The sequence below is a fragment of the Rhodoferax sp. genome (assembly GCF_039922535.1).
In the GTDB taxonomy this organism is placed as follows: Bacteria; Pseudomonadota; Gammaproteobacteria; order Burkholderiales; family Burkholderiaceae_C; genus Rhodoferax_B.
In genome coordinates this window covers 1-21554 of record NZ_JBDTEM010000147.1, presented here as the reverse complement: position 1 = coordinate 21554, position 21554 = coordinate 1, and the positions used below count along the sequence as shown (strand labels likewise).

20 protein-coding genes and 1 pseudogene are annotated in these 21554 nt (G+C 64.8%); 14 read left to right on the top strand and 7 right to left on the bottom strand.

Translation table 11 applies throughout. The features are described from left to right. Positions 1-9: 9 nt before the first annotated feature. The 6 genes and pseudogenes from ABI213_RS06850 to ABI213_RS06825 all read left to right on the top strand — a co-directional run bounded on the left by ABI213_RS06850 (position 10) and on the right by ABI213_RS06825 (position 6298). Positions 10-819 (top strand): cyclase family protein, encoded by an 810-nt coding sequence (locus tag ABI213_RS06850; protein ID WP_348008585.1) that lies wholly within the window; start codon positions 10-12, stop codon positions 817-819. Positions 820-830: 11 nt separating this feature from the next. Next, positions 831-1829 carry a fumarylacetoacetate hydrolase family protein gene (locus ABI213_RS06845; protein WP_348008584.1) on the top strand — a complete coding sequence of 333 codons (999 nt, stop codon included), beginning with the start codon at positions 831-833 and terminating at the stop codon, positions 1827-1829. Continuing rightward, positions 1829-2770, top strand: coding sequence for an NAD-dependent epimerase/dehydratase family protein (locus tag ABI213_RS06840; protein ID WP_348008583.1), 942 nt, complete (start codon positions 1829-1831; stop codon positions 2768-2770). The genes ABI213_RS06845 and ABI213_RS06840 overlap by 1 nt, the downstream gene beginning before the upstream one ends. Positions 2771-2780: 10 nt before the next feature. Next, positions 2781-2918 (top strand): annotated as a pseudogene (locus tag ABI213_RS06835) (nitric oxide dioxygenase); the annotation flags it as partial. Positions 2919-3040: 122 nt separating this feature from the next. After that, complete coding sequence (locus ABI213_RS06830) at positions 3041-4372, top strand: NAD(P)/FAD-dependent oxidoreductase (RefSeq protein ID WP_348008582.1); 1332 nt, start codon at positions 3041-3043, stop codon at positions 4370-4372. 102 nt (positions 4373-4474) lie between these two features. Continuing rightward, entirely contained in the window at positions 4475-6298 is a 1824-nt protein-coding gene (locus tag ABI213_RS06825) for a methyl-accepting chemotaxis protein (protein WP_348008581.1), read from the top strand. Between the two features lie 78 nt (positions 6299-6376). Here the strand turns inward: ABI213_RS06825 and ABI213_RS06820 are convergent, their stop codons facing one another. Beyond that, entirely contained in the window at positions 6377-7171 is a 795-nt protein-coding gene (locus ABI213_RS06820; protein ID WP_348008580.1) for an IclR family transcriptional regulator, read from the bottom strand. A 140-nt stretch (positions 7172-7311) separates the two neighbouring features. On the opposite strand from ABI213_RS06820, the gene ABI213_RS06815 reads away from it, so the two are divergent. Next, complete coding sequence (locus ABI213_RS06815) at positions 7312-7755, top strand: type II 3-dehydroquinate dehydratase (protein WP_348008579.1); 444 nt, start codon at positions 7312-7314, stop codon at positions 7753-7755. 35 nt (positions 7756-7790) lie between these two features. Beyond that, positions 7791-8933 carry an ABC transporter substrate-binding protein gene (locus ABI213_RS06810; RefSeq protein WP_348008578.1) on the top strand — a complete coding sequence of 381 codons (1143 nt, stop codon included), beginning with the start codon at positions 7791-7793 and terminating at the stop codon, positions 8931-8933. An 18-nt stretch (positions 8934-8951) separates the two neighbouring features. Here the strand turns inward: ABI213_RS06810 and ABI213_RS06805 are convergent, their stop codons facing one another. The 5 genes from ABI213_RS06805 to ABI213_RS06785 form a co-directional block, all read right to left on the bottom strand. Beyond that, positions 8952-10331, bottom strand: coding sequence for a HAMP domain-containing sensor histidine kinase (locus ABI213_RS06805; protein ID WP_348008577.1), 1380 nt, complete (start codon positions 10329-10331; stop codon positions 8952-8954). 1 nt (position 10332) lies between these two features. Beyond that, positions 10333-10989, bottom strand: a complete 657-nt coding sequence (locus ABI213_RS06800; RefSeq protein WP_348008576.1) for a response regulator — start codon at positions 10987-10989, stop codon at positions 10333-10335. 28 nt (positions 10990-11017) lie between these two features. Beyond that, positions 11018-11479 carry a hypothetical protein gene (locus ABI213_RS06795; protein ID WP_348008575.1) on the bottom strand — a complete coding sequence of 154 codons (462 nt, stop codon included), beginning with the start codon at positions 11477-11479 and terminating at the stop codon, positions 11018-11020. 111 nt (positions 11480-11590) lie between these two features. Continuing rightward, positions 11591-13315, bottom strand: coding sequence for a single-stranded-DNA-specific exonuclease RecJ (gene recJ / locus ABI213_RS06790; protein WP_348008574.1), 1725 nt, complete (start codon positions 13313-13315; stop codon positions 11591-11593). Then, on the bottom strand, positions 13312-14265 hold the full coding sequence (locus tag ABI213_RS06785; RefSeq protein WP_348008573.1) for a phosphoglycerate mutase: 954 nt from the start codon (positions 14263-14265) through the stop codon (positions 13312-13314). The genes recJ and ABI213_RS06785 overlap by 4 nt, the downstream gene beginning before the upstream one ends. 325 nt (positions 14266-14590) lie before the next feature. Between ABI213_RS06785 and ABI213_RS06780 the strand changes: the two genes are divergently transcribed. From ABI213_RS06780 to ABI213_RS06760, 5 genes are all read left to right on the top strand, one after another. Further along, on the top strand, positions 14591-15598 hold the full coding sequence (locus tag ABI213_RS06780) for an ABC transporter substrate-binding protein (RefSeq protein ID WP_348008572.1): 1008 nt from the start codon (positions 14591-14593) through the stop codon (positions 15596-15598). A 100-nt stretch (positions 15599-15698) separates the two neighbouring features. Next, positions 15699-16751, top strand: coding sequence for an aromatic ring-hydroxylating dioxygenase subunit alpha (locus tag ABI213_RS06775; protein WP_348008571.1), 1053 nt, complete (start codon positions 15699-15701; stop codon positions 16749-16751). A gap of 18 nt (positions 16752-16769) precedes the next feature. Beyond that, entirely contained in the window at positions 16770-17573 is an 804-nt protein-coding gene (locus tag ABI213_RS06770) for an ABC transporter ATP-binding protein (RefSeq protein ID WP_348026530.1), read from the top strand. 13 nt (positions 17574-17586) lie between these two features. Further along, positions 17587-18378: an ABC transporter permease gene (locus tag ABI213_RS06765; RefSeq protein ID WP_348026513.1), complete on the top strand. Its 792-nt coding sequence runs from the start codon at positions 17587-17589 to the stop codon at positions 18376-18378. Next, positions 18375-19790: an amidohydrolase family protein gene (locus ABI213_RS06760; protein WP_348026511.1), complete on the top strand. Its 1416-nt coding sequence runs from the start codon at positions 18375-18377 to the stop codon at positions 19788-19790. The genes ABI213_RS06765 and ABI213_RS06760 overlap by 4 nt, the downstream gene beginning before the upstream one ends. 14 nt (positions 19791-19804) lie before the next feature. Here the strand turns inward: ABI213_RS06760 and ABI213_RS06755 are convergent, their stop codons facing one another. Then, on the bottom strand, positions 19805-20422 hold the full coding sequence (locus tag ABI213_RS06755) for a glycine zipper 2TM domain-containing protein (RefSeq protein WP_348026509.1): 618 nt from the start codon (positions 20420-20422) through the stop codon (positions 19805-19807). Between the two features lie 302 nt (positions 20423-20724). On the opposite strand from ABI213_RS06755, the gene ABI213_RS06750 reads away from it, so the two are divergent. Continuing rightward, a complete protein-coding gene (locus ABI213_RS06750) occupies positions 20725-21411 on the top strand; it encodes an SOS response-associated peptidase (RefSeq protein WP_348026507.1) in 687 nt (228 codons plus the stop codon). Positions 21412-21554: the final 143 nt, after the last annotated feature.

Below are 21554 nucleotides of genomic sequence, written 5' to 3'. Positions count from 1 at the left end.
ATTCCCTACATGCCACGCCAATTCATTGACCTTTCGATCTTCCTGGAAAACGAGGTCCTCTCTGACCCGCCACCTTTGGCTCCTAAGATCACTTACCAGAAGCACCAGGACACCTTGCCCGAGTTCATGGCCATGATTCCCGGCACCACGGTGGAGGACTACCCGGACGGCGAGGCCGCTGCCGCCGAGTGGGTGACCATGACCACGCACAGCGGCACCCACCTGGACGCGCCCTACCATTTCCATTCGACCATGGACGCCAAGAACGGGGAGAAAAAACCGTCCATCACCATCGATGAGGTGCCGCTGGAGTGGTGCTTTCAGCCTGGTGTGAAGCTCGACTTCCGCCACTTCCCAGACGGTTATGTGGCGACGGCAGCCGATGTAGAGGCCGAGCTGGCGCGCATAGGCCACACGCTGGCGCCGCTGGACATTGTGGTGGTCAACACCCGCGCCGGATCGCGCTATGGCCACAACGACTTTGTGTCCGCCGGTTGCGGCATGGGCTACGAGGCCACCATGTATTTACTGGAACGAGGTGTGCGTCTGACCGGTACCGACGCCTGGAGCTGGGACGCTCCGTTCTCCTACACCGCTAAAAAGATTGCCGAAACCGGCAACAAAGCGCTGATCTGGGAAGGCCACAAGGCGGGCCGCGACATCGGCTACTGCCACCTGGAAAAACTGCACAACCTGGAAGCCTTGCCCGGCCACGGCTTCTTCATCAGTTGCTTTCCGCACAAGGTGCGGCGTGGCTCGGCTGGCTGGACGCGGGCCGTGGCGATTTTTGACGACGGCCTCATGGCCTTGCCCCGCTGAACAGGACACCCATGAAATTCGCCACACTCGCCAACGGCCACCTCGACGGCCGCCTCGTCATCGTCTCGTACGACCAGCACCTGGCCTGCGACGCACACGACATCGCCCCCAGCCTGTTGGATGCCCTGCAGCGCTGGGACACCGTCGCACTGGCCCTGCAGGCGCGCAGCGATGCGCTCAACACCGGGCAGGCTGCCGACGCCTTCGTCTTCGATCCACAGCAGTGCCTGGCGCCCTTGCCGCGCAGCCCGCAATGGTTGGACGGCTCGGCCTTTTTGAACCATATGCAGCTGATGGAGCGCGCGTTCAACACACCGCCCATGCCCAAGGGCGACACCGTGCCAGTGATGTACCAGGGTGCCAGCGATGATTTTCTGGGGCCGCATGCAGACGTGCCGCTGCCCAGCGAGGCCGACGGCATCGACTTCGAAGGCGAGTTTGGCGTGGTCGTCGGCCCCGTGCCCATGGCCGCAACGCCCGCTGAGGCCTTGGCCGCCGTGCGCCTGGTTGTGCAGATCAACGACTGGAGCCTGCGCGCGCTGGGGCCGCACGAGATGCAAACCGGCTTCGGCTTTCTGCAGGCCAAGCCGTCTACCGCCTTCGCTCCCGTGGCCGTGACGCCCGACGAGCTTGGTGCCGCCTGGCACAACGGCCGCGTGCACATGCATCTGAAAGTGGAGCGCAACGGCGAGCGGTTCGGCGAACCACATGGCCGCGAGATGGGCTTCGGCTTTGGCGAGCTGGTGGCCCATGCGGCGCGCACCCGGCGGCTCACGGCGGGCTGTATCGTGGGTTCGGGCACCGTGTCGAACGCGGCGCGCTCTGCGGGTTCGGCCTGCCTGGCGGAACGCCGCGTGATCGAGATGATTGACCAGGGCGCGGCCAGTACGCCCTTCATGCGCTTCGGCGAGCGGGTGCGCATGCAGGCGCTATTTGAAGACGGCAGCGCCGGGCCGTTCGGCAGCATCGACCAGCAGGTCGTGCCGCTGGCCGCTGGCAGGGGCGGCTGATGCGTATTGTCGTCACCGGCGCCGCCGGTTTTGTGGGCCATGCGCTGGTCCAGCAGCTGTTGATACACGGCCTGGCAGGCCAGCCGGTGGACCAATTACTCTTGATGGACCTGGCGTTTGCCCAGCCGCCCAGCGATGCCCGGGTGACCCATTTCGCGGGCAGCATTGCCGACCCGGCCCTGCGTGCCCAGGCATTCGCCGACCCGGTGGACGTGGTGTTCCATCTGGCCAGTTGCCCCGGCGGGCTGGCGGAAAAAAACTATGCCTTGGGCCGCAGCATCAACCTGGACGCGACCCTGGGCCTGCTGGAAGACCTGCGTGCCCAACCCCGGCCACCCCGGTTTGTATTTGCCAGCAGCGTGGCGGTGTACGGCGCCAATTTGCCCGCGGTGGTGGACGAAGCCACACAGCCCGCACCCGCGCTGAGCTACGGCACCCACAAGCTCATGGGCGAGGCCCTGGTGGCCGATGCCACCCGCCTGGGCTGGGTGCAGGGCTGCTCGCTGCGTGTGCCCGGCGTGGTGGCGCGGCCAGGGGAGGGCGCAGGCCTGTTGTCGGCCTTCATGAGCCAGCTGTTCTGGCGCCTGCGGGCCGGCCAGTCCATCACGGTGCCGGTATCCGCCCCGGGCCAGGCCTGGTGGATTTCCGTGAGTGCCTGCGTGGACAACCTGTTGCATGCCGCCTGCATAGACCCGGCCCGGCTGGATGCGCGCCGCGTCTACCAAATGCCGGCGCTGCACCTGGCCGTGGCCGAGGTGGTGGACGCACTGGCCGCGCGCTTTGGTGCCGACCGCAGGGGGTTGGTGCACTATGCACCGGATGCACAGATTGAACGCCTGTTTGCCGCCTACCCACCCTTGCATACGCCATTGGCCCAAGCCCTGGGCTTTGCGCACGATGGCAGTGTGGATATGTTGGTAGAGCACTCGCTGGAGACATAGCGCGGCAGATCTGGCCCGATGGCTGGCTGCCTCCAAAGATGTGGATGCTTACTTTTTAGGCCCTAAGCTCTTCCTGCGCGACGTGAAGCAGCAACTTCGTACCTTGGGCGTACCCGAAGCGCAAATCTGGTACAAATTTTTTTGGCCTGGCCAGTGCGCTGGACTGCTTTTTCGCCTAAATGAAACAAGTGGCTGCACTGTGGGTCCGCCAGAAGCGCAATATCGGTGAATACGTATTGGCGGCGGGAAGCTGCGCCGTAGAATTTCTGCATGCGCACCCCCACACCCAACCCCTCGGCCCACCGCATCGTCATCGTTGGAGGTGGGGCCGCGGGCCTGGTGCTGGCCACCGGCTTGGGTAATTCTCTGGGCCGCAAGGGCTTGGCGGGCATCACCCTGATCGACAAGGCCCGCACCCACATCTGGAAGCCCAAGCTGCATGAAATCGCTGCAGGCAGCATGGACGTAGGCCGCCACGAGCTCAACTATCTGGCGCAGGCGCACTGGCACCATTTCCACTACCGGCTGGGCGAGATGAACGGCCTAGACCGCGCCAACAAGCTGGTGCATGTGGCACCGTTCATCGACGAAGATGGAGTGGCTGTGACCAGCCAGCAAAGTTTTTCCTACGACACCTTGGTAATTGCCGTGGGCAGCCGCAGCAACGACTTCGGTACGCCCGGCGTGGACCAGCATGCGCTGAAACTAGAGACCCTGGCCGATGCCGAGCGCTTCCACCGCCGTATGCTGGATGCCTGCATGCGCGCCCATGCGCAGACCGGTCCGCTCCAGCCGGAGCAGTTGCAGGTGGCGGTGATTGGCGCGGGTGCCACCGGGGTGGAACTGGTGGCCCAGCTGCACCGCACTACCCGCGAAGTTGTGGCCTTTGGCCTGGACCGCATCGACCCCGAGCGCGATATCAAGCTGCATTTGATCGAGGCCGCTGACCGCATCCTGCCCGCGTTGTCGCCGCGCCTGTCCAAAGGGGCCCACGACCTGCTCGACAGCCTGGGCATAAAGGTGCACACCTCGGCCCGCGTGTCGGGCGTGGGAGCTGACAGCGTACAACTCGCCAGTGGCGAGGTCATTCCGGCCGAGCTGGTGGTCTGGGCGGCGGGCATCAAGGCACCGGGCTTTTTGAAAGACATCGACGGCCTGGAAACCAACCGCATCAACCAGTTGGCGGTGCACCAAAACCTGCTGACCACGCGCGACGACAATATTTTTGCCCTGGGCGACTGCTCTGCCTGCCCCTGGCCGGAGAAAAACGGCTTTGTGCCACCACGCGCCCAGGCCGCCAACCAGCAGGCATCGCATCTGGTCAAGCAAATCAAGCGCCGCTTGGACGGCAAGCCGCTGGAGCCCTACCGCTACCGCGACTTCGGCTCGCTGGTGTCGCTGGGCGACTACAGCGCCGTAGGCAGTCTCATGGGCGGGATCATGGAAGGCAGCCTGTTCATCGACGGGCTGGTGGCGCGGGTGATGTACACCTCGCTCTACAAAATGCACGAACTGGCCCTGCACGGTGTCACCAAGGTCACGCTGGAAACCCTGACACGCGCCATTACCAGGCGCACCGAATCGCACGTCAAGTTGCATTGAATGCTGTGCCCGCTGCGGGCACGGTGGTGTTTGGATGTAGCATTCGGTTACTTTTTGGCCGCCTCTGGCCAAAGATATCCGTGATGAACCAAGAGACACACCATGAAATTCAATGATATGCGCGTGTCCCACAAGCTGTGGGGCACGATTTTGGGTTTGCTGCTGGCGATGTTGCTGGTCACGTTGTGGACCCAGCTGCGCACCCGCCAGGTGGCCGATGCCACCGAGAGCCAGGTGGCGCAGTACGAGGATGCCATCACCACCGTCACCGGCTGGCGCGGCATGGTGGAGATGGCGGTCAGCATGAACATCTACGGCGTGCTCACCAACGACGAGGCCCAGGCCAAGGTGTTCCAGGAACGCGCAGCCGAGCTCACCGCCAAGATCAATCCGATCCAGGAGCGTATGAACAAAGCCGCCACCGCACCAGCGGACAAGGCGGCCCTGGACCTGATCACCAGCACCCGCGCCGACATCCGCGGCCTGAGCGACAAGGTCAACCAGTTGAAGGAGGCCCACGATGCCGAGGCCAGCCAGGCCTTCATGGACAAAGACTACAAGCCCCGCGCCGTGGTGTACCTGGACGCGATCGACAAATACCTGGCCCTGCAGGTCCAGCAGCGCGATGCCGCCAAGCTGGCTGCGCAAGATGCCGGCAGCCACGTGGCGGTGGTGGCCTTGGTCAGCGTGGTGCTGGTGTTTGCGTTGGGCGTGCTGCTGTCGCAGTGGTTGGTGCGCTCCATCACCCTGCCGCTGGAGCGTGCGGTGGCCGTCACCGATGCCATCGCGGCGGGCGATCTGACGCTGGACATCCAGGACCCACGCAAAGACGAATTCGGCCATTTGCTGCGCTCGCTGGGTGGCATGGTCGCCAAGTTGCGCGGCGTGGTCGCCGAGGTGCGCACCGGTGTGGATTCGGTGTCCACCGCCTCCAATGAAATTGCAATCGGCAACAACGACCTGTCGGCGCGGACCGAGCAAACCGCGTCCAATTTGCAGCAGGCCGCCGCCAGCATGGAAGAGCTGACCAGTACCGTGTCCCAAGCTGCGGACACCGCCCGCCAGGCCAACCAGTTGGCCTCCACCGCCGCCCAGGCCGCCACCCGCGGCGGCGAAGTGGTGGCGCAGGTGATTACCACCATGCAGCACATCAGCACCTCGTCCAAGCGCATCGCCGACATCATCGGCACCATCGACGGCATTGCGTTTCAAACCAATATCTTGGCGTTGAATGCCGCGGTGGAAGCCGCACGGGCCGGTGAACAGGGTCGGGGTTTTGCCGTGGTGGCCAGCGAAGTGCGCAGCCTGGCGCAGCGCAGCGCCGATGCCGCCAAAGAGATCAAGACCCTGATCGGTGCCTCGGTGCAAACCGTCGAAGCGGGTACCCAGCAGGTCACCCAGGCGGGTGAAACCATGGGCGAAATCGTCAGCAGCGTGAGCCGCGTCAGCGACCTGATTGGCGAGATCAGCGCCGCATCCTCTGAGCAGCGCGACGGCATTGCGCAGGTCAACCAGGCGGTGAACCACCTGGACCAGATGACCCAGCAAAACGCCGCCCTGGTCGAGCAATCTGCCGCTGCCGCTACCGGTCTGCGCGACCAGTCCCAACGCCTGGCCGAAGTGGTGTCGGTGTTCAACGTTGGCGGCCACACGGCCCACACACACCGGTTAGCGGCTCCCGTGCCGCGCACCATCGCCGCGCCCATGCGCCCGGCCATCGCGGCCAGGCCGCCCGTGGCAAAGGCCTTGCCCAGCAAACCCGCCATCCAACACCAGTCCAAGCCCCCGGTGAAAGCCCTGGCCCGTACCCCACAGCCTGCCAAGCCTGTACCAGCGCAGCGCCGCCCGGTGGCCATCACCGCCAAGCCCGCGTTGGCGCGGCCTGCAGCGCCCCAAGGCGGTGAGGGCGACTGGGAAAGCTTCTAAAGCCAGATGCTATTTATTTAATAGCTTCCAGTGCAGGTGCCACCTGCGCTGGAAGCCTAAAAAGCTTGTAAATCTGGTTCAGCCTTTGCCTAGCGGAGTTTTCGAGAATAAACCCGAGGCACTGCTCTCCGCCGCCAGTTCTTCGGTGGCTGCCAGCAGCGCGGGAGCCAGCGCCTGGATGCGCGCGGTGGTCAACCTTTGCCGCGGCCCGGCGATGCTGATCACTGCCATTGCAGGCCGTCCCCGGCGCTGTACCGGTGCGGCCACCGCCGCCATGCCGGGGGCAAACACCTCGTCGATCATCGCGTAGCCGCGCACCCGGGCTGCATGTAAAAAGCCCAGCAGCGCCTTCACCGTGGTGGGGGCTTTGGGGCCGTATTCCTTCGGCAAGCCAAAGCCCTGCTTGGACACCAGCGCCACCGCGCGCTCGTCGCTCAGGGTCAGCATCCAGGCGTGGCCAGACGAGGTGCAGGACAGGCGGGCATCCATGCCCATGTCGGGGTCGTAGCGGAAGCCCTTGCGCCCACCCTCGGCCTTGGCCACCCAGGTCAGGCGGTCTTCGTCCACGATGGACAGGCGTGCCAACTCGCCCGAGGCCTCGGCCAGGCGCTCAATCAAGGGCTGGGCGATGTCGACGATGCCGGAGCCACTCAGAAACCCCAGCCCCAGCGCCGCCACCTTGGTAGTCAGCACGTAGTCGCCCTGGGCGTGCAGCTGCTTCACGTAGCCGCGCGCCACCAGCGCCAGCAGCACCCGGTGGCAGCTGCTCTTGGGCATGTTCGCCGAGTCGGCAATCAGCGCCAGAGGCAAGCCTTCGGGATGGCTGGCGAGGTGTTCCAGCAGGTCTAGTCCCCGGTCAAGTGCAGCGGTCATAGGTTGGGTTACAAAATTTCATATTGTAGAAATAGATTCCGGTTTAGAACGCCGGGTTTCCGCTGGTTCGAAGATGCGGCTTGACGCAAGCCTATTCCAATGGCCGTCCACGCACACCACTTTTTGCAAGGAAACCCTGTATGGCCCATCCCCTGTTTATTCTCAACGGCTCCAACCTCAACATGCTGGGCAAGCGCGAGCCGCACCTGTACGGCACCACCACCCTGGCCGAGGTACAAACCCGCACCGTCGACCTGGCCGCCAAGCTGGGCCTGGACTGCGATTTCCGCCAGACCAACCACGAGGGCGTGCTGGTCGACTGGATCCAGGAGGCGTACGAGAAAGATGCCGCCGTCGTCATCAACCCGGCCGGTTTTTCGTTCCATTCCATCCCGGTGCTGGACGCGCTGAAGCTGCTGCGCAAGCCATTGATCGAGGTGCACATCTCCAACATCCACCAGCGCACGGCGCAGTACCAGCACTCGCTGGTGTCGCTGGTGGCGCAGGGCGTGATTTGCGGACTGGGCGTGGGCGGCTACCTGCTGGCCGTGCGCGCCGTGGCCGATGCATTGGCCGCGCAGTAACTGTTCATTTCTATTCGACCGAGGAGACAAAAACCATGAAAACCATCCACCACGCACTCACCGCTCTGCTGGTCAGCGCCGCCTGCGCCGCCACGGCCCAAACCACCCCCGTCAAGTTCGCGGGCATCATGGAGCTGTCAGGCAGCGGCGCTACGCCGGGCACCAATTTCAACAACGGCGTGAAGCTGGCGGTGAAGGAAATCAACGCCGCTGGCGGCATCCTCGGGCGCCAGATCGACTACCAGCCCGCCGACTCGCAAACCAACCCCGCCGTGGCCAAGGCGCTGGCGCAAAAGGCGATTGACGGCGGTGCCTACGTGGTGCTCGGCCCGGTGCATTCCGGCTCCATGCTGGTGACCATGTCGGAGACCCAGCGCGCGGCGGTGACCAACTTCACCGGCGGCGAAGCGGCGGGCATCACCCAGCAGGGCAACCCGTACGTATTCCGCTCGTCGTTCACCCAACTAATCTCCATGCCCAAGGTGGCCCGCTACATCAAAGACACGGTAAAGGCCAGCAGCGTGGCCGTGGTCTACACCAACAACGACTACGGCAAGGGCGGCCACGACGCGATGCTGAAGGCGCTGGAGGCGCAGGGCATCAAGGTGGCGGTGGACGTGCCCACCGACCCGCAGCAGATCGACTTCTCGGTCGCCGTGCTGAAGGTCAAGCAGTCGGGTGCCGACGCGCTGTTTCTGTACACGCTAGAGGAAGAGTCGGCCCGCGCGCTGCGCGAATTGCGCAAGCAGGGCTATGCCAAGCCCATCGTGGGCGAGACTACCGCTGTGAGCCAAAAGACCATTGAGCTGGCAGGTGAGGCGGCCAACGGCATGCTGGGCCACGTGGGCCTGACCGTGGACGCGCCGGAGCCGCGCATCAAGGCCTTTGATGCCCGCTTCCAGGCGGAGTACAAGTACAAGAGCGAGCACAACGGCATGAAGGGCTACATCAGCGTCTACGTGGTCAAGGCCATGACCGAAAAGCTCGGCAAGTTCGACAGCAAGCTGCTGGCCGAGTCGCTGCACGGTGCCAAGATTTTTGCCGCGCAAAACCCCGGCGTGCTGATGGACGTGGCCTTCGACAACAACGGCGACCTGGACCGCGAGAGCTTTCTGATCCGCGTGGACCAAGGCAAGCAGCAGGTGGTGCAGATACTGCCCGCCATGCAGGCCAAGTAACTCCGCTCGCAGCTAGTTCTAGATGCGGGCGGTGAGCGTAAATGTGGCCCCGTTGCCGTCCAGCCCGGGCCCCAGCGTGATCTGACCGTGCAGCGCCAGGGCGGCCTGCCGCGCGATGGCTAGCCCTAGGCCGGAGCCGGCGGCCTGCTGCTGGCTGCCACGCACAAAGCGCTCAAAGATGTGTGCCTGCTCGGCGTCGGGGATGCCCGGGCCGTCATCGGCCACCTGCAGCCGCAGCTGCCGGCCGTCGCCGTCGGCATGTAGGCTCATCGCTATGCGCCCGCCGTCGTGCCCGTAGCGCACGGCATTGTCCAGTAGGTTTTGCACGATGGATTGCAGGGCTGCGGCATCCAGCGTGCAGAAAAGCTGGTCGGGGGCCTCCAGCGAGATGTCCATATTCCGCGCCATGGCGGCAGGGGCCAGCGCGGCCAGTGTGTTGCGCAGCAGGGCGGCCACGTCGGTGCGTTGCGCAGGTGTGGGGCCGGGCTGGTCCAGAGCGGCCAGGGCCAGCAACTGGTGGGCCAGGTGCGAGGCGCGCTGGATCGCCTGCTCCAGCCCGGCCTGGGCCTGCTGGCGTTGTGGGTCGGTGGCCGCCTGGACCAGCAGATGCGCCTGGGCGCTGATGACGGCCATGGGGGTGCGCAGCTCGTGGGCGGCATCTTGCACAAACGCATGCTCGCGTTGCATCTTGTCGCGCAACTGCCCGAGCACGGCGTTGAATGCATTGGCAACGGCGTTGAGCTCGGCATATTTCAAATCCGAGCTCACGGCGCACAAATCGTTGGGCGAGCGCGCCTGCAGTTGTGTGGACAAGCGTTGCAGCGGCTTGAGCCCCTGGCGCACGGCCAGCCAGATGGGAAGTAGAGCGACCGGTAATGCCAGCAGCAGTGCGGGCAGCAGGTCGTTCGCGATGACCTGCAATACCGTGGTGTCTGCAAGCTTGGGCTCTGCGATGCGTACCGACCAGCGTGGCAGATCGGTTTGCACCACCCGGTAGAGTTTCCCGGCAATAGTCTGTTCGCTCACCTTTGGGCCAAGGGCTAACAGCGTCTGGGGGCCGAGCTGGGCACTGGAGTACAGCAGCTGGTTTTTATCGTCCCGCAGCTGAAAAAGGCAGGGGGCCAGAGTCAAACCCTGTGCTGCAGCTTCGCGCCGGGATGCATTCACTACGCTCTCCAGCGCCACCACCGTGGTGATGGCATCTTGCGGGTTGCGGATGTCTGCCAATGCTGGAGTCAGGTAGCGGCCCAGGTGCTGCAGCCCCGATTCCGTGGCCATCGCCTGCTTGAACTGCCAGTAGTTCAGCAGCGCGACGGCTACACCGGCCAGCGCGACGGCCAGCACGACCACGGCCACGACGCGTGCCACCAGGGTTTTGCGCCAATGCCAGCTTGGCATCCTAAGCCTCCAGCAGGTAGCCAACGCCGCGCACCGTGCGGATGCGCTCGGCGCCAATCTTGCGGCGCAGGTTGGACATATGCACCTCCAGCGCGCTGAATTCCACGGCGTCGCCGAGTGGCTCCAGGCGTTGGGCCAGCTGGCCTTTGGCGATGACCACGCCCGGCTCGCGCGCCAGTTCCAGCAGCAGCTGGAATTCGCGTGGCGACAAGTCCAGCGCTTCGCCATGCAGGCTGCAGAGGTGGCGCTTGGGCTCCAGCGACAACCCACCGATGGTCCAGACCTCGCTGGCCTGCTTGGCATAGCGGCGCAGCACGGCACGGATGCGGGCCACGAGTTCAGAGATGGCGAAGGGTTTGACCAGAAAATCATCGGCACCGTTGTCCAGCCCGTTCAGCCGGTCGGGCAAGGCCGCGCGTGCGGTGATGACGATCACGGGCGTCACATGGCCTTGTTTTCGCCAGCGGGCCAGAAGGGCCATGCCATCACCGTCGGGCAGGGATAAATCCAGCAGTACGCAGCCCAGCACGCCATCGTCCAGCTGGTGCGGTGCGTCGGCGGCACGGCGCAGCCACTGCACGCTGAAGCCTTCCAGCTGCAAGCTGGAGTGCAGCGCCCGGCCCAGGTCCAGATCGTCCTCGATCAACAGAATATGCATGGCGTTATTGTGCGAGAGCTGGGGCGTGTCAGCTTTGGGGTTTTGCGTCGGGCGGCACCAGCATGTAGGTGACGTTCTTGTGCAGTTGCGCAACCGCTTGTGCAAACTGGCTTTGCAGTTTGGCTTCGGTAGGCGCAACGAACAGGGCGGATTTGATCTGGCGTTTGGTGATCACCGTCACCGTGCTTGTAGACACGCCGCCCTTGCTGATCCACACACCCACCAGCGCGCCGGATACACCGAGGGTGTTGGGGCTGGTGGTCAGCATGTAGTTTTCGGCGCGGTGCTCTTCTATGGCCTGCGCACCGGCTTCACGCAGCACGGTTTTGGCGATGTCCCAGGCCTGGTTTTCCGTGACCGGGTATTCCACCGCCAGGCCTTCGCTGCCATTTTGTTTGGCAGCTATGACTTCGCTCATGATCGACGTGCAGCCGCTGGACAAGACGGCGCAGGCAAGCCCTGCGCACATAAATAATTGACGGAGTTGCATGGTGTTCCTTGGGTCTGTGGTTGGTGCATGGAGCGAATCGTCCATGCCGCACATTTTTGTGCGCCCAAGCTTTGGCTTAGCCAAAGACGCCAGCCTCAGAACAACAGCTTCTTATTCCTCTGCGGCTTCCACCAGAAACTGCACGCGCCGCTGGCCCTGCCACTCGTTCACATCCAGCCGAAACGCCAGCGTGACCCGGGGCGGCAAGCTCTCGGTGTGGCCAAACCAGATGCCGTCCACCGGCTGGCCCTGGTGCTTGAGTTTCAGCGACAAATGCTTTTCGCCCACCAGGCGCTGCGACACCACTTCGACTTCTTCGCTGAACGTGGGTGGCGCAAAGCCCTGGCCCCAGACCTCTTTGTGCAGCACATCGACCAGCTCGGCGCGGCGGTATTCGGGTGCCAGCGGGCCGTCGGTCTCCAGGCGGCGCGTCAGCGTGGCGGCGTCCAGCCATTCCAGCGCCACCTGTTGCAGGCCCTGTTCAAACTGCGCAAAGTTGTCTTCATGCACGGTGCAGCCCGCTGCCATGGCGTGGCCGCCAAAGCGCAGCAGCACGCCAGGGTGGCGCTTGGCCACCAGGTCGAGTGCGTCGCGCAGATGGAAGCCGGGGATGGAGCGGCCCGAGCCCTTGAGTTCATGCTCTTTGCCCGGCGCCTTGCTGGCAGCGAAGACGAAGATGGGGCGGTGCAGCTTGTCTTTCAGGCGGCTGGCGACGATGCCGACCACGCCTTCGTGGAAGTCCGGGTCGAACACGCAGACCGCTGGCGGCGGCTCCTCGGATTCGTCGAACAGCGACTCGGCCACCAGCATCGCCTGGTCGCGCATGCCGCCTTCGATCTCGCGGCGTTCGCGGTTGATTTTGTCCAGGGTGGTGGCCAATTCGGTAGCGCGCGCCGGGTCGTCGGTCAGCAGGCACTCTATCCCCAGCGTCATGTCGGCCAGGCGGCCTGCGGCATTGATGCGCGGGCCGAGGGCAAAGCCGAAATCGAAGGTCGTGGCGACCTTGGCCTGGCGCCCGGCTGCTACAAATAACGCAGCTAGTCCCGCAGGTTGCGCCTGCGCGCGAAGCCGTTTTAACCCTTGGGCTACAAGGCGGCGGTTGTTCGCATCCAGCTTAACCACATCGGCCACGGTGCCCAGGGCAACGAGCGTCAGCAGCGGGTCCAACTTGGGCTGGTTCTCTGCCGTGAATACACCCCTGCTGCGCAGCTCGGCACGCAATGCCAGCAGCACGTAGAACATGACTCCAACACCGGCAATCGATTTGCTCTCGAAGCCGCAGCCCGGCTGGTTGGGGTTCACTAGCACGTCGGCATCCGGCAGCACGATCTGGCCGTCTTTCAGTGCCGGCAAATGGTGGTCGGTTACCAGCACCTGCAAGCCCAGGGCCTTGGCCTCGGCCACGCCTTCCAGGCTGGCGATGCCGTTGTCCACGGTGACCAGCATGTCGGCGCCGCTGTCTTTCACGCGGCGGGCGATGCTGGGCGTCAGGCCGTAGCCGTCGGTCACGCGGTCGGGCACGATGTAGTCGGCGTGCTTGGCGCCCAGCAGGCGCAGGCCGCGCAGGCCGACGGCGCAGGCGGTGGCACCGTCGCAGTCGTAGTCGGCCACGATGCAGAGCTTTTTGTCGGCGGCAATGGCGTCGGCCAGCAGCACGGCGGCGGCTTGCGTGCCCAGCATGCTGGCGGGCGACAGCAGCTTGCCCAGGCCGTCGTCCAGCGCGTCTTTGTCGGCCACGCCACGGGCGGCGAACAAGCGCGCCAGCAGGGGGTGGACCCCGGCTTGCTCCAGCGCCCAGACGGCGCGGGGCGGAATGTCGCGTGCTGTAATTTTCATAGCTTCTCCAGCAAGTTAGATAAGCGCTGGGGGCTTAAAAGGCTTGAAATTTTCTGGAAGAAGTTGCGCGGCACTACCTCGAAGCTTTGCGCGTTGCTTTCACCGCACAGCGTGAGTTGCACGGCTTGGCCCTGGTCCAGCGCAGTCAGCAGTTCGGCGCAGGCGGTGGTGTCGATGTGCTGCCAGGCGGCGGTCCAGGCTGCCCAGTCCTCCATCTGCGCGGCGTGCAGCAGGGTCAGCGGCATGCTGGGGGCGGGTTGTGGCGCGGGTGGCGCTGCCAAGGCTCCGCTGCCGCTGACCCAGAACGAGTTGATCGGGAACAGGCCGCGTTCGTTACGGGCATCGCTGACGGCATGGGTGTAGAGCAGCATCTGCATCTCGCTCTGCAGCCGCCGCAGCGGGCCGCCCTGGGCCGTGGGGGGCATCCATTCATCCACATTGCGTGCGCCCACGCCGCTGACCACGCGGTCCAGCGAGGCCGTGGCCAGACCGCGAAAAATTTCGCCTTGCGCCAGCCAGCGGGTGGGGCTGGCGTAGGTGAGTGTGATGCCGTCTTCTTCAAAAAAGGGCCGCACGGCGGCGAGCACGGCGCGGGATTCGGCTTCTTCCAGCCCCAGCGTGTCGGGCGGGGCCATCACGATGTGGTCGGTCATCACCTGCCAGTGGCAGGGGGTGATGTAGGCCCAGGCACCGTCTTGCGCTGCCACTTGTGCCACCTCATGTGCCGCCCAGGGGATTTGGCCGTCGGCCACCGGCAGGCCGTAGTGCCGGGCCAGGGCGCGTTCGTGCGGGGGCGACAGGCTGGTGTCTTCACCGCTATCGTGGGCGGTGGCGGTGAGGCGCTGGAGCAGGCGCTCCAGGTTCGGTAGGCGCAGCGTGGCCAGCGCCTGGCGGCAGCCGTCAGACGCGCTGGCGGCCAGGGGAATCAGCAAATGGGTGGGGGTGGGCATGCGGGTATTGTCCGGGATGGCGCTAACCGGCGTGCTAGCCACCCCGCACCAAAGCCGTGCAATCCATCTGGCACACCATTTGCATGGCCGTACGTGGAGTAGAAGCTGTCAGCAACCCGCCCTTACAGGTGTCGGTTGTCGGTCATTGCTCCGGTGACGGAAGTGCCGTCGCATGCACACGCCGCCCGGCGCGTGCATTGGTGTTCATGTGTGAACGCCACGGAGAACAGCTGTTGGCCATCCGCGCCCTGGTGCGGTGTTCTGGGCCTGTCTCTGCGCGGTGCTTTCGTCTTTCCACAGCAATTTAGCTTTAGGACGGATAGCCATGCATCGCCAACCCCAACCTCTCTATCGCCGGTGGTTTTCCCGCCTGGCCCTGACAGCCACCACCCTGGCTGCCACCACCCTCACCAGCGCCGCCTGGGCGCAGGACAAGGTGACCATGCTCACATCCTGGTACGCCCAGGCCGAGCACGGCGGCTTCTACCAGGCGGTGGCCACCGGCTTGTACAAAAAGTACGGGCTGGACGTAACCATCAAGATGGGTGGCCCGCAGGTCAACGGCATCCAGCTGCTGGCGGCGGGCCAGGCCGACTTCATCATGGGCTACGACATCCAGACCCTGAACGCAGTGGAAAAAGGCCTGCCGGTGGTAACGGTGGCGGCCTCGTTCCAGAAAGACCTGCAAGGCATCATGGCGCACGACGATGTGAAGAGCCTGGCCGACCTGAAGGGCAAGACCATCCTGGCCAACACCTCCGCCCAGACCAGTTGGCTGCCCTGGCTGCTGGGCAAGTACGGCTACAGCATGGACCAGGTGCGGCCCTACACCTTCAATCTGCAGCCCTTCATCGTCGACAAGAACGTGGCCCAAAGCGCCTACCTGTCGTCCGAGCCGTTCATGGCCATGAAGAGCAATGTGCCAGCCAACTTCTTCCTGCTGGGCGACCAGGGCTATCCGCCGTATGGCACCACTATCGTCACGCAGCAAAAGATGGTGGCCGAGAAACCGGATGTGGTGGCCCGCTTTGTCCGCGCTTCGATGGAAGGCTGGAAAAGCTATCTGGCCGACCCCGCACCCGGCAACGCGCTGATTAAAAAAGACAACCCGAAGATGGAAGACGACCTGATCGCCTTCGCCGTGAAACGCATGAAGGAAGTCAAGGCCGTGGACGGCGGTGATGCCGCTACCCAGGGCGTGGGCGTGATGACCGACGCGCGCTGGGAGCAAACCTACAAGTTCATGCTCTCCGCTGGTCTGCTCAAGCCCGGTGTGGACTGGAAAAAGGCCTACACGACGCAGTTTGTGAAAGACCTGAAGGTCATGCCGTAACAAAGTAAGCATTTATCGGCGAAGGCGACCATTTTGGCGCGCCGGCCGGTGGCGCAGAGCCCGCGCAATGCAGGCTCTGCGCCGATGGAGGAGAGATGACATGCTAGTAACCCAACAACCCGTTCTGCGCCGCTTCTGGTACGCGCTGATGCCCATTCACCAGCTGGACGATGGCCCGCAACCCTTCACCTTGCTAGGCGAAAATTTAGTGCTGTGGAAGAAGCAGGACGGCACGCCCGCTGCCCTGCGCGACCGCTGCTGCCACCGCACGGCCAAGCTGTCCAAAGGCTTTGTCGAGGGCGACCACATCGTCTGCGGCTACCACGGCTGGACCTATGACTGCGGCGGCAGCTGCGTGCGCATTCCGCAAAATCCCGATGGCAATATCCCCGCCGGAGCCAAGGTGCCGTCCTTCCACTGCCAGGAGAAATATGGCTACGTGTGGGTGGCGCTGGAAGACCCGCTGCGCGATATTCCGCACTTCCCCGAAGACGGTGCGCCCGGCTACCGCCGCATCTTCCAGTTTTATGAAGAGTGGAAAACCAGCCCGGTGCGGGTGATGGAAAACGCCTTCGACAACTCGCACTTCAGCTTCGTGCACAAGGCCAACTTTGGCGACATCGATCAACCGGTGCCGCAAAAGTACGAGATCCATGACACCGACTACGGCTTCCAGGCCGAGACCCTGGTGCCGATCAAGAACCCGCCGGCTGGCCACCGCGTCACCGGCACCACCACGCCGATGACGCAGCGGCATTTGACGAACCGCTACTACCTGCCGTTTTCGCGCCGCTTTGGCTGCCAGTACCCGGACAGCGGCATCGACCACATCATCTACAACTGCGCGACGCCGATCAGCGACGACCGCCTGATGCTGGTGCAGTGGCTGTACCGCAACGACAGCGAAGAGCAGTGCAGCACGCAGGAGCTGATTGACTGGGACGCAGCCATCACCGCCGAAGACCGCGACATCCTGGAAGCCACCGATTTCGATGCCTGCATCGACACCACGCGCCGGCAAGAATTCCACATGCCCAGCGACCGCCCCGGCCTGATGATCCGCAAGCAATTGCTCGATCTGCTCAAAGCCCATGGCGAGGAAGAGGTGCACCGGGGCAACCGGCGCATTCCCATCCACCCTGTGGCGGCCTAAGGAGTACGCACCATGCTGATGCAAGCCCTGCCTATTCCTGTGCCCACGGTGCAGTCTTTACCGCCCGATGCCGACACCGTGCTCCACGCCAACCAGGTGGAGAAGACCTACGGCAACGGCACCCATGCCTTGTCGCGCCTGAGCCTGCGCATCCAGCGCGGTGACTTTGTCTCGCTGCTTGGCCCCTCCGGCTGCGGCAAGAGCACGCTGCTGAAGATGTTTGCCGGGTTGGAGTCGCCCTCGCATGGCCATGTGCGCTGGGCCGGGCAAGACAGCCCGGCCAAGTCGGGTCTGAAAACGGCCATGGTGTTCCAGGAGGCCACGCTAATGCCCTGGACCACGGTCGCTGCCAACGTGCGCCTGCCGCTGGACCTGCACGGCGTGCCGCGCGCAGAGGCCGATGCCCGCGTGGCCACGGCACTGGCGCAGGTGGGCTTGGCAGCGTTCGGCAAGTCGTATCCGCGCGAGCTGTCGGGCGGCATGCAGATGCGTGCGTCCATTGCCCGTGCCTTGGTCACCGAGCCAGATGTGCTGCTGATGGACGAGCCCTTTGGTGCGCTGGACGAGTTCACCCGCAACAAGCTCGATGCCGACCTGCGCGCGCTCTGGGCGGCGCGGGGCCTGACGGTGGTGTTCGTCACGCACAGCATTTACGAGGCGGTGTTCTTGTCCAGCCGCGTGGTGATGATGGCGGCCCGGCCGGGCCGGCTGATGGCCGATGTGCCGCTGGACGAGCCGGACCGCTCCGAGACCTACCGCCTGTCCCCCGCGTTCGCCGACCACTGCCGCGAACTCTCCGCCCTGCTGATGTCGGCCCATTGAAGGAGTGATGACCATGACAACCCCTTTGCTGCAACGCCCCGGCGTTCTCAACTGGCTGGCGCCGATCAGCTTCGGCATCGTGTTGCTGCTGATTTGGCAGGCGCTGTGCACGGCCTGGCAGGTGCCGGTGTACCTGGTGCCTAAGCCCAGCGACATCTTCCAAACCCTGCTCACTGACGGCCCCTCGCTGCTGCGTGCGCTGGGCGTAACGCTGAAGGTCACGGTGCTGGCGTTTGCGCTGGCGGTGCTACTGGGTGTGGCCGGCGCCTTCTTGTTTGTGCAGAACCGCTTCATCGAGGCCAGCCTGTTCCCCTACGCCATCCTGCTGCAGGTAACGCCGGTGGTGGCGATTGCGCCGTTGATCATCATCTGGGTGAAGAACCCGACCTTCGCGCTGGTGCTGTGCGCCACTTTGGTGACGCTATTCCCCATTTTGTCGAACACCGTGCTGGGGCTTCGCAGCGTGAATCCTGGGCTGCTGAATCTGTTCAAGCTGAACGGCGCCAGCCGCTGGCAAACCCTGGTGCGGCTGCGCATCCCGAGTGCGCTGCCGTTCTTCTTTGGCGGCCTGCGCATCTCCAGCGGGCTGGCCTTGATCGGCGCGGTGGTGGCCGAGTTTGTGGCCGGTACGGGCGGCACCGGCGCGGGCCTGGCATACGAAATTTTGCAGGCCGGTTTCCAGATCAACATCCCACGCCTGTTCGCCGCGCTGGTGTTGATTTCGGTGACCGGTGTATTGCTGTTTATCAGCATGGTTTGGTTATCCAAAAAGGCCCTGGGCCACTGGCACGAAAGCGCAACATGAGCACCACTTTGATACGCAATGCAGCCGCCATCCTCAGCGGCCAACCCGGTGCCGCTTCGCGGATTGCGGGCCCCGACATCCGCCTGCGCGGCAAGCGCATCGAGGCCATCGGCCCGCTGACCCCGCTGCCGGGCGAGACGGTGATCGACGCGACCGACTGCGTCATCTACCCCAGCTGGGTCAACACCCACCACCACCTGTTCCAGTCGCTGCTCAAGGGGGATGCGGGCGGTATCGACCTGCCACTGACGGCCTGGCTGGCGGCCACGCCGTACCGCTTCCGGGCGGCGTTTGACGAGGACTTGTTCCGCACCGCGGCGCGCATCGGTCTGCTGGAGCTGGCCTTATCCGGCTGCGGCACAGTGGCCGACCACAACTACCTGTACTACCCCGGCATGCCGTTCGACGGCTCGGCGATTTTGTTCGAGGAGGCCGAGCGCATGGGCTTGCGCTTTGTGTTGTGCCGCGGTGGTGCCACCCGCACCCGCCAGTTGGAGGCCGAACTGCCCCAGGCCATGCGGCCCGAGTCGCTGGATGCCTACCTGGCCGATGTGGAGCGCCTCACCGCCCGCTACCACGACCCCGCGCCGGATGCGATGCGCCGCGTCGTCATGGCCCCCACCACGCCTCCTTACTCGCTGGCCCCGGCCGAGCTGCGGGAATGCGCCCGCACCGCCCGCCGACTCGGCATCCGCCTGCACTCGCATTTGTCGGAAACCGTGGGCTACCAGGACAGCGTGCACGCCATGCACGGCCTGTCGCCGGTGCGCTTTGTGGCCGAGCACGAATGGCTGGGGTCGGACGTGTGGTTCGCCCATCTGGTCAAGCTGGATGCCGAAGAAATTGCCCTGCTGGGCAGCACCCGCACCGGCATTGCCCATTGCCCGCAAAGCAATGGCCGCCTGGGCAGCGGCACCGCGCCGGTGATGGCCTTGCAGGCCGCGGGCGTGCCGATCTCGATTGGGGTGGACGGCGCAGCCTCCAACGAAGCCGCCGACATGGTGTCGGAAGTGCACGCCGCCTGGCTGATGCAGCGCGCCGCGCAGGGCGACAAGAGCCAGCCGGTATTCCGGGGCGGGGTCGGGGAGGGCGAGCGTGTGGCAGTGAGTGCCGACGATGTGGTCGCCTGGGGTACCTCGGGCGGTGCCACCGTGCTGGGCCTGGGCGATGTGGGCACGCTGGCCCCCGGCATGGCGGCGGATCTGGCAATTTATGCGCTGGACGACCCTCGCTACTTTGGCCTGCACGACGTGGCGCTGGGCCCAGTGGTCAGCGGCGGGCGGCCCCGGCTCAAGGCGCTGTTTGTGGCCGGGCAGCAGGTGGTGCGCGACGACGTGCTGCAGGGGCTGGACGTGGCCGAGCTACGCCATACCGCCCGTGCAGCAGTGCGGCGCCTGATGGCCACCGCTTGAAGAAATGCGGCAAATTAGCCGATGGAGCGCAGTGCGCCGTTGACGATCTTCACCCGGTCACCTGCTTGCCAGCCGGGCTGCTCGGACTGTTGCAGGGTGCGGGTGGAACCGTCGTCCAGGCGCACAGTGATTTCATAGCTGTGCGTGGCCTTCACTTGGCCTTCGATATGGTTACCGGCAAAGGCGCCGCCCAGGGCTCCCAGCACGGTCGCCACGTCGCGGCCCCGGCCACCGCCGACCTGGTGGCCCAGTACGCCACCTACCACCGCGCCACCAACGGCACCCACACCGCTGCCCTTGGCGGCGTTGGTGATTTCACGGGTAGATTCCACCACGCCGCAATTGCTGCAAATGGCAGCCACTGGGCGTGGCTCGGTGTGGGTGGTGTTGTGCACGGGCGCTGCCGCCATTTGTGGGGCCTTTACGGGGGCCTTGACGGGTGCTTCAACCGGAGCGGTTACTGGCGCCGGTTGCGCCAAGCTGCTGGTCTCCGTGTTGCGGGCCGTGGAGGTGGGAATCCAGCCCATGATGGCCGCCGTACCCACGGCGCAGACCAGCACCACGGCCGAGCAGGCGGCGATGACCATGGGGTGCAGGCGGGGCTTTGAAACGGAGTCGGTAGGTGTGTTCATGGTGTTTGGCTGTAGGTTGCCGTGTTGGCAGATGAAGAAACTGTATGCGGGTTTGTGAAAAAGGTGTTTCCAGACCCCACAAATCCCTTGGGGATAGGTTTTTAACGCCGGAAAGCCGGTTGCGGTTGACCTTGCACCCGGTTTTGCTGCGGTGGGCGGCCCAGACTACCCCGTGACGGTTCCGGATCTGCCGTCTGTATTTGCTATATAAAAAGTAGCTTCTACCGTAGGTGAATATTGCGCTGGAGGCCTAAAAAGCTTGTAACTTTGCAGCCTGCGCCCCAGCGCGCTACCATCCCCGCATGACCACCCACTACGAATCCCTGCAACTGCCCGCCGCGTACCCCGATAGCTTCAATGTGGAGCCGCCCAGCGCCCTGGGCGAGCGCGACATGTGGCCGCGCAAGCCGGGGTTTTGCATCCGGCCCGTGGCCGCCGAGGGCGATGCGCCAGCCACCCGCGCACTTACCCCCGCCCAGTGGGGCCTGGTGCCGCACTGGGTCAAATCGGCATCGGACGGCAAGCTGCGCGCGCCCAAGCTGGTCAACGCCCGGTCCGAGACGGCCAGCACCACGCAGAACTTTCGCGATGCCTGGCTGCAAAACCAGCGCTGCATCGTGCCCATGCAGGCGTTTTTTGCCGACGACTGGCGCAGCGGTAAGGCCGTGCCCACGCGCATCTCGCGCATCGACGGCAAGCCCATGGGCGTGGCGGGCCTGTGGGCCAGCTGGACCGGGCCAGACGGCGTGCCCTTCCTCAGCTACACCGTGCTGACCGTCAACGCCAACAACCACGCCCTGATGCGCCGCTACGGCCCCGAGGGCAGCGACCGGCACATGCCCGTCATCCTGAACGAAGGCGCGGTGGATGCCTGGCTGACGGTGCGCGTCGAAAAAGCCAAGGAATTCATGCGCCAGTACCCGGCCAACTGGCTGGCCGCCAACCCGGTGGAAACCAAGGCTGACAAGGTGCCGCAGGGGCTGTTTTGACACTCCAGCCCTTCGCTACCTGGATGCGGGTGGCTGCCAGCGAGCAAGGTGTGCGCACCGCCCCGCCCGGCCAGAGCAACCCGCGCATCACCACCTACCACGCAGGTACCAACATCGCAGGCTATGACGACAAGGCCGCGTGG

Coding starts and splice junctions, on each gene's coding strand:
- ABI213_RS06785 (WP_348008573.1), bottom strand. CDS start 14,265: ATGCCCACCCCCACCCATTTGCTGATTCCCCTGGCCGCCAGCGCGTCT.
- ABI213_RS06815 (WP_348008579.1), top strand. CDS start 7,312: ATGGCCCATCCCCTGTTTATTCTCAACGGCTCCAACCTCAACATGCTG.
- ABI213_RS06845 (WP_348008584.1), top strand. CDS start 831: ATGAAATTCGCCACACTCGCCAACGGCCACCTCGACGGCCGCCTCGTC.
- ABI213_RS06805 (WP_348008577.1), bottom strand. CDS start 10,331: ATGCCAAGCTGGCATTGGCGCAAAACCCTGGTGGCACGCGTCGTGGCC.
- ABI213_RS06750 (WP_348026507.1), top strand. CDS start 20,725: ATGACCACCCACTACGAATCCCTGCAACTGCCCGCCGCGTACCCCGAT.
- ABI213_RS06800 (WP_348008576.1), bottom strand. CDS start 10,989: ATGCATATTCTGTTGATCGAGGACGATCTGGACCTGGGCCGGGCGCTG.
- ABI213_RS06830 (WP_348008582.1), top strand. CDS start 3,041: ATGCGCACCCCCACACCCAACCCCTCGGCCCACCGCATCGTCATCGTT.
- ABI213_RS06760 (WP_348026511.1), top strand. CDS start 18,375: ATGAGCACCACTTTGATACGCAATGCAGCCGCCATCCTCAGCGGCCAA.
- ABI213_RS06795 (WP_348008575.1), bottom strand. CDS start 11,479: ATGCAACTCCGTCAATTATTTATGTGCGCAGGGCTTGCCTGCGCCGTC.
- ABI213_RS06825 (WP_348008581.1), top strand. CDS start 4,475: ATGAAATTCAATGATATGCGCGTGTCCCACAAGCTGTGGGGCACGATT.
- ABI213_RS06820 (WP_348008580.1), bottom strand. CDS start 7,171: ATGACCGCTGCACTTGACCGGGGACTAGACCTGCTGGAACACCTCGCC.
- ABI213_RS06775 (WP_348008571.1), top strand. CDS start 15,699: ATGCTAGTAACCCAACAACCCGTTCTGCGCCGCTTCTGGTACGCGCTG.
- ABI213_RS06850 (WP_348008585.1), top strand. CDS start 10: ATGCCACGCCAATTCATTGACCTTTCGATCTTCCTGGAAAACGAGGTC.
- ABI213_RS06840 (WP_348008583.1), top strand. CDS start 1,829: ATGCGTATTGTCGTCACCGGCGCCGCCGGTTTTGTGGGCCATGCGCTG.
- ABI213_RS06755 (WP_348026509.1), bottom strand. CDS start 20,422: ATGAACACACCTACCGACTCCGTTTCAAAGCCCCGCCTGCACCCCATG.
- ABI213_RS06780 (WP_348008572.1), top strand. CDS start 14,591: ATGCATCGCCAACCCCAACCTCTCTATCGCCGGTGGTTTTCCCGCCTG.
- ABI213_RS06770 (WP_348026530.1), top strand. CDS start 16,770: ATGCAAGCCCTGCCTATTCCTGTGCCCACGGTGCAGTCTTTACCGCCC.
- recJ (WP_348008574.1), bottom strand. CDS start 13,315: ATGAAAATTACAGCACGCGACATTCCGCCCCGCGCCGTCTGGGCGCTG.
- ABI213_RS06765 (WP_348026513.1), top strand. CDS start 17,587: ATGACAACCCCTTTGCTGCAACGCCCCGGCGTTCTCAACTGGCTGGCG.
- ABI213_RS06810 (WP_348008578.1), top strand. CDS start 7,791: ATGAAAACCATCCACCACGCACTCACCGCTCTGCTGGTCAGCGCCGCC.